Below are 12,149 nucleotides of genomic sequence, written 5' to 3'. Positions count from 1 at the left end.
TATATTTATTGCACCACTTTAATATAGGAACTTTTTCTTAGATTTTTAATAAAGTTTCTTAAGTTTGAGTTTAGTTTTTGATTATAAAGTATATTTTTAACCTCTTCTGCACTAAGTTGTTTTGGCTTCTTATGTAGCTTTTTAATGTCTTCAATTTTTAAGATTATGATGCTATCACTTGTTTCAATAGGCTTACTTACAGAGCCAACATTAAAAATATTGTTAAATGCATTACCAATATCACTTGATAAATGAGCAATTTTAACCCAACCAACAAGTCCATTATTTAGAGAAGTTTTGCCTTGTGAAAATTGTTGTACTAAATTTTTAAATGATTCTCCTTCTTTTAGGGATGAATAAATTTTGTTAATAGATTTTTCTAGATTTTCATTACTAATTATACCTTTACTGAAACTGATCTCATAAAGTTTAAGTTCTGTGTCAGGATTTATACTTGATGTATTATTATCGAAATTCTTAGATATAGTTTCTAAATTATCTATAACTTCTTGTTTTGAAACGGTAGTTTCAGATTCTATCTGGTATTCTATTAATTTTTTTAATAAAAGCTGAGATCTGATGTAATTGGACAAATCTTGCTTACTTATTTTGAATTTGTTAACTAGTTCATTTAGGTTATTCAATCCACGATCACTTACTATATCATTCATATATTGATCGATATGCTTTTCTGAAATAATAATGTTATTATTTTTTGCTATTTGAGATAACAGTTTTTCATCAATCATTGACTGAATCATATCTGCTTTTTGGCTGTCATCAATTTTTGTGTTATTTAAAAATTCTAACAGCGTGATTCTGTTTTTTAATTCAAATGAAGTTATGATTGCTTCATTAACATAGGCAACAATTGTATCTTGCTGTGAATAAGCAAAAGTGGCAGTAGACAGCATCAATAACATAACAAATAATTTGCTGATTGAAATAGTAAATTTTTTCCTAATATTCATAATAAATTTAACTAATTAAAGATAGGTTCTATTTTTAAAAAAGTTGTCACAGAAGATTTTAAACCTTTTGGTTTGGAATAGTCTCTTATTACACCAAAATTTATCTTTAAACAATCTCCTTTGTAAAATAAACCTACTTCATTGCTGATCCATTTGTTTTTTTTAGGGTTCTCTTTATTGCTTTCATTGCCACTTTGGCAAAATTTTTCAATTTTAGAGCCAAGCTTTGTTCTTGCCCCTGTTTCTATTCCCCAATCACTATTGAAGTTGTAAATAAACTTAACTCCAATTTCTTGATTGTGTGAGTTATAACATTTATTAATATATTTTTTGTTAATATAAATGTGGTTTAAATCAATACCAGCTTTGTCATTGTGTATTTGGAAATCTAGCTCATTTTTTATTAGATTTAAATGATTGGGAGTAAGACTTATGTTGTTAATTACTGATACTCCATTGCTTAAGTGGGCATATAATTTGCTAACAATTTCTGTTTTTAATGAGTTGAATTTATCATCCCACGTATAGGAAAGATCTTTTATATTTGAATCTGTAAGTTTGTTTAGTTTATAACTTTGTCCTAAAATTGCTCCATAAGTGTTTTTTCCAGTATAGTAATTGGTTCTGACACCAAAATTTAGTCTTGACCCAACTTCGACATTGTCTTTTCCTGTGAAAAAATTTGAAGAAAATATATTTGAGGTGCTAATAATTTGTGGTTGGCCATCTTCATTTAAGAAATTCTGTTTTGCTTCAGAATTGTATGTAAAATTGACGATAGGCTCCATGATTAAATTTTTATGTCCGATAAATTTTATAAATGGCCACTTCCAGTCGATAGATAATTTACCCATCAATCTATTTTTTGCACCGGATTCCTTAGCTTTGGTTATATCATAATAATCATATCTAATCGCTGGATTAATATTTACAATTTGTCCAAAAGGCATAGTAGCATCGTGAAATGAATCAAGTTGGAAAGTCCCTCTTGTATAACTTATTCCCTCAGCCCTTCTTAAATTTAAAATATCGGTGGAAAGCGCAATATCTGATATAAAAGGATATTCTAAAGGTAATCTATTATATGTTCTAATCCAAGGTAATATATATGGAGTATTTTTATTTTTTAAGTTATTTTCTCTTAAATTTTGAAAGGAAATGCCTTCTAAGGTGAGTAGCTGATTTTTCTTTTCCTTTCTTATTGAAACGTTACTAGTTAGTATATCATCGTCTATTATATCATACTTTTTTGTAAAAATTTTATCCCTATCAAATAACCTTTGAAATTTATAATTTAGAAAATAGTTGTTATTAAATTTAAAATCCCCTTTTGAAGCAACATAGCTTTTAAAAGTATTTTTTTTATTTATTATGTCTTTATCATTTATAAAATCACCATTGACCTCATATTGCCCATATTTAGTTAAATATCGGATGTTTATATTATTAAATATGTTACTTTTATTGCTTAACGTTGGAGTGTAGGTTAAATCCATTTGAGAGGCAATATTAAAGTAGTAAGGAATTGATATTTGTAAACCTAGTATATTAGAATTTTTAAATTTAGGAATTAAAAATCCACTTTTTCTAGGTGAATTTGGGGTAGGAATAGAGAAATAAGGAGAATAAAATATAGGAATTCCAAATAATTCTATTCTACTATTTATAAATTCTACTTTTTTTTCTTTTTGGTTCAAGGTAGCTTCTTTTGCTCTTATTTGCCATAGTGGCACGTTTGGAATATAATTATCTTTGCATACCTTGCATGTTGAAAAAACCAAATTTTGAATTATAAAGGTGTCCTTATCCACCATTTGTGCAAAATCAGAGGATAATAAACCCTTATGTGAAATTCTAGCCTTGAACTTTACAATTATTCCAGCTCCATTGCTTTTATTAAAAAAAGCCTTTTTGCCAAAAAAATAATTTTTATTATTATTACTAAATGCCAAATTAGCAAGCGCATATAGATAATTATTTTTTTTATCAAATACCACTTTATTGGTTATGAGGCGAAAATTATCTTGCTCAATATACACGTTGCCTTGTGCACTTATGAGCTCTTCTTTTTTGTTATAAATTAACTCATCTGCTTCAATAGTAATTTGATTTTGATGCTTTCTATTATTTAAATCTAAGGCTATACAATCTAGAGAATAATAAATTAATATAACGGCAAAAAATATTTTTATAAGATTAATCATCAAATTCTTTTAGTAGCAAAAAATAACTTATATAAAGAAATAAAAACAGTATACTTAACTAAAAACAATAACTTTGTAAACATAAGTAATATTGATGAATGAAATAATTAAGTTACAAAGAATTTTAAAAGAGCATAATATTACCCCTACCAAAAGATATGGGCAAAATTTTTTGGTTAATAATGATATAGTGAACAATATCATTAGATCGCTGGGTAATATGAAGGATAAAATTGTACTTGAGATTGGTCCAGGGATTGGAGCCCTTACAAATGATTTGCTAAAAACTGATATCAAATCTTTATTTGTTGTTGAAATTGATAAAAAAGTATTACCAATTCTTCATAAAATTCAATTAGGGACCACCAAACATTTTGAAATTATAAATGCGGATGCATTAAAAATTGATGAAAAAAGTATTATCGATGGGGATTATATAATTGTTGCAAATTTACCTTATAATATTAGCACGTTGCTTATTGTTAAATGGCTTAAAAATCTAAGCAATATTAATCAAATTGTCATTATGTTGCAAAAAGAAGTAGCCGATAGAATTTTAGCTCAGCCGTCAACACATTCATATGGAAGACTAAGTATTTTAGCCCAATTTACTTGTGATTGTGAGTTATTATTTGATATAGAGCCAGAAAATTTTTTTCCAGTGCCTAAGGTAACATCATCAATAATTAAATTAACTCCTAAACGACCAGAGTTTAGCATTAGAGAAATAAATAATATTGAAAAGTTATGTAAAAGCACTTTTAATTTCAGAAGGAAAAAAATAAAAAAGAGCTTGGAAAAAATTTTTAATAGCCCGGAAATTGAGTTAGAAAAGCTTGAAATAGATTGTAATAAGAGGCCTGAGCAATTAACTATTGATGAATTTTTTAAAATATCTACTATAATAGAGTAATAATAAATTAATATTAAGTGTGATGCAATATTTCTTAACTAATCAAATTGAGTTATGGTATGTGCTAGGTGCAGTGCTGATGATTGTAGAAATGTATTTAGGAGGAACGATTGGCTTTTTTTTCGCAGGAATTGCTGCTTTTTCTGTAGCTTTGTGCATGAAGTTTAATTTGCTTATATTAAATACATTACTCGATCAGATAGGGTTCTTTTTTGGATTTTTTTGTTTATGGTCAATTATTTTATGGAAACCAGCAAAATATTTAATTACTATAGGCAATAGTGAGAGGTATGATAATATTGAGGGAAGCGTTGCAGTAGTGTATAGCAATGATTTAAAAGAGAGTAGTATTGGGGAAATAAAATGGTCAGGTGCGATTTGTAAATCTAGATTAGCTCCATCAAGCAAAGGTCAGGTATTAAATAAAGGTGATGGGGTGGTAATTTTATATGTGAAAAGCAATGTATTTATAGTGGAAAAAGAGATTTAACTATATTAGTGTACAATTAGATTTTTAATAAAAAAAATTTTAGGTGATTATGGATTATTTAGATATAAATTCTGGAGCAGCATTCTTTCTAATAGTGCTCGGTTTTTTTTGCTGGTACGCAATAAAAATAGTACCTCAACAACAAGCGTGGATAGTAGAAAGGCTTGGTAAATATAACAAAACGCTTCAGCCAGGGTTAACTTTTGTTCTACCATTTATCGATAGAGTTGCTTACAAGCATACTTTAAAAGAGAAGGCTGTAGATGTTATGCAACAATCTGCAATTACAAAAGATAATGTTACTCTGGCACTTGACGGAATAATATATGTTAGAATTGTTAATCCTGTGGATGCTTCATATGGTGTTGAAAACCCATATTATGCAGTTACTCAGTTGGCACAAACTTCTATGCGGTCGGCAATTGGAAAATTAGTAATGGATAAAACATTTGAAGAAAGAGAGTATCTAAATAATCAAATTGTATCAACGATCAATGAAGCTGCGAGTACATGGGGTATTCAGTGCATGAGATATGAAATAAGAGATATCAATCCTCCATCTTCTATTTTAAAAGCAATGGAAGCGCAGGTTTCGTCTGAAAGACAAAAGCGAGCAGAGATATTTGAATCTGAAGGAAAGATGCAATCTATGATTAATATTGCTGAGGGTAAAAAAAGAGAGGTTGTGTTAAATTCCGAAGCAGAAATGATGGATAAGATTAATAAGGCAAAAGGGGAAGCTGAAGCAATAGAAACTGTCGCCAAGGCAACGGCAATGAGTATTGAAACTATAGCTATCTCAATATTAAAAAATGGTGGCACAGAAGCGGTATCAATGAATATAGCTAAACAGTATATAGATGCTTTCCAAAAACTAGCTCAAAATAGTAATACATTAATAATACCTTCTGAGGCTGGCAATATAAGCGCGATGACAGCACAGGCAATGTCGATTTTCGACCAAATGAAATCGAATACTAAATCTATAAAATAAAGAGTAATTAGTGATGTCAATTTTTAAAAAAATAAAAAAATTTTTCAACCCGTTGTTGTCCCTTAAGGTAGGCGATTTAAAATCTTGGATTGATAAGTTAAAATCAATAATAGATGAGATTAAAGCAAAATCTAAGAATTTGCCAAAAACTAACTACGATTTAGGTTTGTTTCATTTTAATAGAGGAAATTTGAACGACGCAATTTTAAGATTTATGTTATTAAAAAGATTCGAAAAAAATTACAATGATTTAGATTATTTATTAGGTAGGTGCTATTTTGAAAAGTCTAAATTTCAAAAGGCAAAGCAGTATTTAGAGGATTATGTAAAAAATGATGATAAATTTAAAGAGGAAGCTGAATATTGCCTAAATATCATTAATAACAAAAATAGCAAAATACAATATGTTCCTATAAAGATACTAGATCATAAAATTAATCAAGAATTTAGATTTCATCTAAGTGAGTTCCAAAAATGTAAAAAATCTTCAGAGAATGTAACCTATGATGAGTTAAAAAAAATATTAAATGATGCAGAAAAAGTATTTAATTTCAATGTACTAGATTTAGGTTGTAACACTGGTTTATTAACATATTTACTCAGAAAAAATAAGCTAATAAACTTTGCGCTGGGAGTGGATTTAAATGAAAGTGCTGTTAAACATTGTGAGAGTTTATCAATAGGTAAAAATAAAGTTTATAACACTGTAATTAAAAAAGATATCATTAGCTTCTTAAGCTCTATGTCCAAGACTGATTCAAAATTTGATATTATTCTAGGAGTTGATCTAATTTCATATTCCACAGAAATTGAATCGATGTTATCTAAATTAAAGTCATATCTTAACGAGCAGGGGATTTTTTTGCTGACCTTTCGTTATAGCAATACTCAAAAAGATAATTATATTTTTGATGGTAAGTCTGAACAATTTGTTTACAATAAAGCCTTTATCAATAAATTGACTAAGAAATGCGGTTGGATAGTTATAAAAGAAGAGTTTTTGGAAGTTAAAAAACAAGGATATTCACAAGCTACACTAATTTTAAAAATTAATCATGAACATATTAGCTAATAATTTTAGTATTAAGCTTTTTGTAGTGTTTGGGGTTTTAACAACGTTAATGGTAACGTTGTTAAATGTTGAGGCAAGAGAGCCAATTAATGATGAAGATTATAGTTTAGATAATGATTATTATGATCAAAGCTATAATTTAAAAATATATGATCCATATGAAAATTTTAATCGAAAAGTATATAAGTTTAACAAGATAGTTGATAAATATATTATCATGCCTCCTGCAGCAATGTATAGTGTAATTGTACCTAATTCTGCCAAGAAAGGAGTTAATTCGTTTGTTAGCAATCTTAGGGAGCCCTTGAATGTTATATATGGTGTAATTCAACTTAAACCTAATGTATCGTTTAATTCATTTTTTAGATTTTTTATTAACAGTACCTTTGGTATTTTGGGGATTTTTGATGTGGCCGAGTTAATGGGTTTGAAAAAAAGCAACAGATCTTTTGGAGATGTTCTCAAATATTATGGTGCTAAGCAGGGGCCATATATAATATTACCTATTCTTGGATCATCTAACTTTAGAGATGGATTTGGTAAAGTGATTGATATTGGGGGGGATCCGATAAATTTTGTAAAATTTAAAAATGATAAGAAATTTCTTAGAGTTTATTATGGGACCAGTCTAATAGTGGAAAGGGAAAAATTTATAGGCACAGACAAAACTTTATCTGAAATATCACTCGATGAATATGCTGCATTACGAAATTTTTATTATCAAAAATTAAATGGAGAAAATAATTATGAATAATATCATTAAATTAACAAAAAGAGTTTTTATATCATTTGCTTTAGTTGTGATGATTTATCCTTTATCAATTGCTGAAGAAAAACAAAAATTGATAGGGTTTGTTAATGACACCGCTAAACAAGTGATTTCAGTTATTGAATCTACAAACACTGATTCACAAAAAGAACAAGAACTCCAGGATATTTTTTGTAATTCAGTAGATATAGATTGGATGGCAAAGTTTGCTTTGGGTAGATATTATAAAGAAATTAGTCAGCAACAATTGGATGAGTACCTGACTGCATATAAAAATTTTCTGATTAATACCTATGTATCAAAATTTTCTGAGTATAATGGAGTAAATTTTGATATAGAGTCAGTAAAATATATTTCTAACTCTCAGTATATTGTCAGTACAAAGATACTTAACAAAAAATATACTTCAAAGTATATAAGTATAGCGTATAGAATTAAGATGATGAATAATAACTTTTTAATTAGAGATATAATAGCAGAGGATATAAGTTTAATTTTAGGTCAAAGAGCAGACTTTAGTTCTATTATCTCAAAAGAAGGTATCGAAGCATTAATCCAAAAATTGGGAGAAAAATTAAATAAGGAGTAGAGTGCCGTCAAGTTAAAAGAAATTTATAATTGAAAGAGAATGCAGGATTTCAGGCTTATTCCTTATTCCCAGCGTGGGTTATATTTACGATTTTTTTTCTTGAATTTTAAAACAATATTGGGTTATTCCAAGTATTTGGAAAATTCTTTATAATCTAGCTCAATTAAATTTCCAGGCTTCATATTATGCGAAGAATAATCTCCATAATCAATTCTGATTAATCTGCTAACTTGGAGTTTGAAATATGCAAAAACATTTCTAATTTCATTATTTTTTCCTTCATACAAAGCAATTTTATACCATGAATTGGCGCCCTGTTTTTTATATAATTCGACAACAATAGGTCCATATTGGACGTTATCGATTTCTATTCCCCTAGATAGTTCTTTAATCATGTTCTCTGGCGCAAGGCCATATGCCTTACAAAGGTAGATTCTCTTTAATTTGGTAGATGGTAATTCTAATTTTCGTGCAAGATCGCCATTATTCGTTAACAAAATTAAACCTTCAGTATTGTAGTCTAATCTGCCTACTGAAATTACTCTCCCAATATTTTTTGGTAATTCTTCAAATAATGTTGTTCTGCCAAAATTATCTTTGTGACTTGTTATAACTCCCTTTGGCTTGAAATATTTCCATAAGCGCGTCCTTATGGGCTTTGAAACAATAACGCCATCAACATAAATTTGATCTGAATTTTGAACTAAATAAATCGGTGAAGTTAGAATCTGGTCGTTTACTTTTACTCTATTTTCCAAAATCAACACCTCAGCCTGTCTTCTAGAACAAACGCCATAATTGGAAAGTGCTTTCGCTATTCTAATAGGTTTCATGGTAAGCACCTAAAAAAAATGAACACATAATTAATGTGTTCACTCTTTTTTTAAAAAATTGATAGTAGTTAATAATAAGAAATTTATCTAATTACTGTTACTACTCTTCTATTTTGTTTATAAGCTTCTTCAGTATGACCAATAACAGCCGGTCTTTCTTTACCAAAGCTAATTACAATCAGTCTATCTGGATTAATGCCATGTTGTACTAGATATTTTTTAACACTATTTGAACGTCTTTCTCCAAGCGCTAGGTTGTACTCAACTGTACCCCTTTCATCACAAAAACCTTCAAGGACGAATTTAAGATGAGACTTATCTTTCATAAACTCAACTTGCTTATCAAGTATTGATTTAGCACTATCTGATAAATCAGAATTATCGTAGCTAAAATATACCTTATCGCCTACCTTCTTTTCAAGTTCTTCAAAAGTTGCTTTCGATATTGAATCAAGCGTGCTACCATCAGTACCATTGGTTGATTGGTGTGATTTATTTTTACACCCAACTCCAGTAAGTAGTGCTAATGAGCAAACAGTTAATAATACTTTTTTCATATGGCTCCTTTATAGTTATATTATTATTATTGTTATTTATTCTATAGTGTAATACGTTTTAGATACTTGTCAAATACTTTGGATAGGTTGGTGATTAATACTTATAAATATGATTTTTAAATTACTTAGTTAATTAAGATATTAAATACACTTTATTATTCGATAATCTTGATATTTTGCCCGCTAGCTCAAGCTCTAATATAAGAAAACTCACTATATTTATCGGTATTTCTAGTTGCTCTGCAATGTCATCAATTTCTATTGGTGAATGAGAAAGGGAATTAAAAAGCTTAATTCTAAACGTACCAAGCTCCAATTCAGATGGTATATTTTTCACATAGTTACTTGTAAAGTTATCATTTTGATCAGAAATATAGGTGTTATTTTTTCTGGTAATTTTAGCTAAATCTTGAACGATATCTTGTGGAACAAGTGCTAAATTAGCACTTTGTTTTAGAAGCGCATTGGTGCCTTGTGACTTTGCATCTAATGGAGAGCCTGGTATGGCATAAACCTCTCTATTGTATTCTAGCGCAAATTTTGATGTAATTAAAGTTCCAGATTTCTTAGTGGCCTCAACAACTAGTACTCCTGAGGCTAAGCCGGCTATTATCCTATTTCTTTGCGGAAAATGTTGTGCTAAAACTGAAGAATTGATTGGTTGCTCGGTAACTATAAGCCCTTTATTATATATTTCTTCATAAAGCTTGATATTTTCTTTAGGATATATATGGTTGATCCCTCCTGCAATTACGCCAATCGTACCATTATCTAAACTTCCCTTATGTGCAAATGAATCTATCCCTCTAGCGAGCCCTGACACTATAGTAAAACCGGAATCTGAAATCTCCTTAGCAAACTCAAATGATAATTTATTACCATTAATGCTGGAATTTCTAGCTCCTATTATAGCAAACATTGGTTTTTTTAAAAGCTGTATATTACCCTTTACTATAAGCACTGGTGGAAAATCAGGAATATGTAATAATGAGCTCGGATAATTCTCTTCGCATGCAAGTATAATTTTCGCACCATATTTTTTGGTCTCAGCTATTTCTTTTTCGATAGCTTGTTTAGAAGGAACTAATTTTTCAATTGGAGAGCCACCCTTTTTAGCAAGTGTGTCAACATTTTGTAGAGCAGTCTCTGGATCTCCATACATTTTGAGCAGTTGCACAAATGTCTTTGATCCAACATTTTTAGTCCTTGCAAGCCTAATCCATGAAAATTTAAAATCGTCAGACTTATTATTCAATAACTTACCAAAATTTTTCAATTCCTTTGTTATATCCAAATTTTGTAATGTCAAAATTTCTACTCTCCCTGAGCTAAGCTAAAACCAATATTATCATCGTAACTAAATAAATTTATAATCGACACTATGTCAAGATCTAATTCGACTATTTTCTTATATAATTCTAATACATTACTTTGTGAAATCCTGTATTCTTTTTTTGCTTTGAGAAATCTAAATCTAGAGAAGTCTAATTCTGCATTTCTCAATACTTTTGGCCAAATTAATAAACCCCTATTTGATACCATATGCAATTTTAAAATATCATCTAATTTTTGCAATTTAGCGATCAGTTCAGGCGTAAATTGAGTTTTTATAAATATATCTACCCCAATTAGCTCACTTTTTTCATTATTATTAAGAGTCTCTTTTATTAGGATTCGTTCATTTGTTGCAGATTGAAATTTACTTATCAGCAAGCTCAGTTTGTTATTAAAATTATGAATGACTGCCTGTGTAAATTCAGAAGTAGAAAGTTTTTTTGTACTTTTTTCTGAATTAAACATATCGGCGGTATGCAGCCCTTCTTCGATAGTCTTTAACCAAGCGTTATAAATCATTTCTGCCTCATGATTTTTTCCTAAATGCTTTAGCATCATTATGGCAGAATTTAACAATCCCGAGGGATTGGCAATATCTTTTCCCGCAATATCTGGTGCTGAACCATGCACCGCCTCGAACATTGCATATTCTTTCCCAATATTTGCGCTTCCTGCAAGCCCAACTGAGCCAGACACTTCAGAAGCTATGTCTGACATAATATCTCCATATAAATTGAGAGTAACTATAACATCAAAATTTTCGGGATTATTTGCAAGTTTTGCTGAAGCAATATCCACCAACATATGCTCCGCTTTTATATCTGGATACTCAGGAGCAATTTTAAGAAAAATTTCTTGAAAACAACCATCGGTAATTTTAAGAATATTACTTTTTGTAACGCAAGTTACCTTGTTACGTTTATTGATTCTTGCGTACTCAAATGCGTATCGAATAATTTTTTCACACCCTGATGTAGAAATCAATTTCATTGCAATATTTGCGTTTTGAGTAAACCTATATTCTATACCAGAATACAAATCTTCCTCATTTTCACGGACAATAACAACATCCATATTTTTAAATTTACCAACAAATGGATAGTAAGATAAAGAAGGGCGAATATTAGCAAATAGCTCTAACGTTCTTCTAAATGTAACATTCAAACTCTTATAACCTTTTCCTAAAGGAGTTGTAATTGGAGCTTTTAACAATACTTTATTTCTTTTGATTACCTCCCACACATCATCTGATATTCCTGAGGAAAAACCTTTGTTGTAAATTTTTTCACCAATTTCTATAGTTTCTACCTCTAAGCCAGTTTTAGCGTGGCTTAAAATCTGCAAAACTGATTCCATAATTTCAGGACCAATTCCATCCCCGTATGCTACAGTAATTCTATTATTCATCATTTTAAACTCCTA

At 29.4% G+C, this 12,149-nt stretch carries 12 protein-coding genes; 6 read left to right on the top strand and 6 right to left on the bottom strand.

Going from position 1 to position 12,149, the window contains the following annotated elements; translation table 11 throughout:
• Positions 1–5: 5 nt before the first annotated feature.
• Together N3Z17_RS00920 and N3Z17_RS00915 are read right to left on the bottom strand one after the other, a co-directional pair.
• Entirely contained in the window at positions 6–971 is a 966-nt protein-coding gene (locus N3Z17_RS00920) for a peptidylprolyl isomerase (protein WP_282472151.1), read from the bottom strand.
• An 11-nt stretch (positions 972–982) separates the two neighbouring features.
• The gene (locus N3Z17_RS00915; RefSeq protein ID WP_282472150.1) at positions 983–3,175 is read right to left on the bottom strand and encodes an LPS-assembly protein LptD; all 2,193 of its coding nucleotides are present in this window, start codon (positions 3,173–3,175) and stop codon (positions 983–985) included.
• Between the two features lie 94 nt (positions 3,176–3,269).
• On the opposite strand from N3Z17_RS00915, the gene rsmA reads away from it, so the two are divergent.
• From rsmA to N3Z17_RS00885, 6 genes are read left to right on the top strand one after another with little or no spacing between them, the layout of a single operon-like run.
• Positions 3,270–4,088 (top strand): 16S rRNA (adenine(1518)-N(6)/adenine(1519)-N(6))-dimethyltransferase RsmA, encoded by an 819-nt coding sequence (gene rsmA / locus N3Z17_RS00910; protein ID WP_282472149.1) that lies wholly within the window; start codon positions 3,270–3,272, stop codon positions 4,086–4,088.
• A 22-nt stretch (positions 4,089–4,110) separates the two neighbouring features.
• On the top strand, positions 4,111–4,578 hold the full coding sequence (locus N3Z17_RS00905) for an NfeD family protein (protein WP_282472148.1): 468 nt from the start codon (positions 4,111–4,113) through the stop codon (positions 4,576–4,578).
• Between the two features lie 49 nt (positions 4,579–4,627).
• Positions 4,628–5,572, top strand: coding sequence for an SPFH domain-containing protein (locus N3Z17_RS00900; protein WP_282472147.1), 945 nt, complete (start codon positions 4,628–4,630; stop codon positions 5,570–5,572).
• Positions 5,573–5,585: 13 nt separating this feature from the next.
• A complete protein-coding gene (locus N3Z17_RS00895) occupies positions 5,586–6,644 on the top strand; it encodes a methyltransferase domain-containing protein (protein ID WP_282472146.1) in 1,059 nt (352 codons plus the stop codon).
• A complete protein-coding gene (locus N3Z17_RS00890) occupies positions 6,628–7,398 on the top strand; it encodes an MlaA family lipoprotein (protein ID WP_282472145.1) in 771 nt (256 codons plus the stop codon). The genes N3Z17_RS00895 and N3Z17_RS00890 overlap by 17 nt, the downstream gene beginning before the upstream one ends.
• Complete coding sequence (locus N3Z17_RS00885; protein ID WP_282472144.1) at positions 7,391–8,002, top strand: MlaC/ttg2D family ABC transporter substrate-binding protein; 612 nt, start codon at positions 7,391–7,393, stop codon at positions 8,000–8,002. Before N3Z17_RS00890 ends, N3Z17_RS00885 begins: the two co-directional genes overlap by 8 nt.
• Before the next feature lie 122 nt (positions 8,003–8,124).
• On the opposite strand, the gene N3Z17_RS00880 is transcribed toward N3Z17_RS00885, so the two are convergent.
• From N3Z17_RS00880 to N3Z17_RS00865, 4 genes are all read right to left on the bottom strand, one after another.
• Entirely contained in the window at positions 8,125–8,835 is a 711-nt protein-coding gene (locus tag N3Z17_RS00880; protein ID WP_282472143.1) for a pseudouridine synthase, read from the bottom strand.
• 83 nt (positions 8,836–8,918) lie between these two features.
• Positions 8,919–9,392: a peptidoglycan-associated lipoprotein Pal gene (pal, locus tag N3Z17_RS00875; protein WP_282472142.1), complete on the bottom strand. Its 474-nt coding sequence runs from the start codon at positions 9,390–9,392 to the stop codon at positions 8,919–8,921.
• Positions 9,393–9,525: 133 nt separating this feature from the next.
• Complete coding sequence (gene dprA, locus N3Z17_RS00870) at positions 9,526–10,701, bottom strand: DNA-processing protein DprA (RefSeq protein ID WP_282472141.1); 1,176 nt, start codon at positions 10,699–10,701, stop codon at positions 9,526–9,528.
• Positions 10,702–10,706: 5 nt separating this feature from the next.
• Positions 10,707–12,134 carry an NADP-dependent isocitrate dehydrogenase gene (locus tag N3Z17_RS00865; protein WP_410519599.1) on the bottom strand — a complete coding sequence of 476 codons (1,428 nt, stop codon included), beginning with the start codon at positions 12,132–12,134 and terminating at the stop codon, positions 10,707–10,709.
• Positions 12,135–12,149: the final 15 nt, after the last annotated feature.

It is taken from the genome of Candidatus Bandiella numerosa (assembly GCF_029981845.1).
GTDB lineage: Bacteria > Pseudomonadota > Alphaproteobacteria > Rickettsiales > Midichloriaceae > Aquirickettsia > Aquirickettsia numerosa.
This window is presented reverse-complemented; position numbering and strand designations above follow the sequence as displayed.

Excerpts from the sequence above, each read along its gene's own strand:
- N3Z17_RS00920 (WP_282472151.1), bottom strand. The coding sequence starts at position 971 with ATGAATATTAGGAAAAAATTTACTATTTCAATCAGCAAATTATTTGTT.
- N3Z17_RS00915 (WP_282472150.1), bottom strand. The coding sequence starts at position 3,175 with ATGATTAATCTTATAAAAATATTTTTTGCCGTTATATTAATTTATTAT.
- rsmA (WP_282472149.1), top strand. The coding sequence starts at position 3,270 with ATGAATGAAATAATTAAGTTACAAAGAATTTTAAAAGAGCATAATATT.
- N3Z17_RS00905 (WP_282472148.1), top strand. The coding sequence starts at position 4,111 with ATGCAATATTTCTTAACTAATCAAATTGAGTTATGGTATGTGCTAGGT.
- N3Z17_RS00900 (WP_282472147.1), top strand. The coding sequence starts at position 4,628 with ATGGATTATTTAGATATAAATTCTGGAGCAGCATTCTTTCTAATAGTG.
- N3Z17_RS00895 (WP_282472146.1), top strand. The coding sequence starts at position 5,586 with ATGTCAATTTTTAAAAAAATAAAAAAATTTTTCAACCCGTTGTTGTCC.
- N3Z17_RS00890 (WP_282472145.1), top strand. The coding sequence starts at position 6,628 with ATGAACATATTAGCTAATAATTTTAGTATTAAGCTTTTTGTAGTGTTT.
- N3Z17_RS00885 (WP_282472144.1), top strand. The coding sequence starts at position 7,391 with ATGAATAATATCATTAAATTAACAAAAAGAGTTTTTATATCATTTGCT.
- N3Z17_RS00880 (WP_282472143.1), bottom strand. The coding sequence starts at position 8,835 with ATGAAACCTATTAGAATAGCGAAAGCACTTTCCAATTATGGCGTTTGT.
- pal (WP_282472142.1), bottom strand. The coding sequence starts at position 9,392 with ATGAAAAAAGTATTATTAACTGTTTGCTCATTAGCACTACTTACTGGA.
- N3Z17_RS00865 (WP_410519599.1), bottom strand. The coding sequence starts at position 12,134 with ATGAATAATAGAATTACTGTAGCATACGGGGATGGAATTGGTCCTGAA.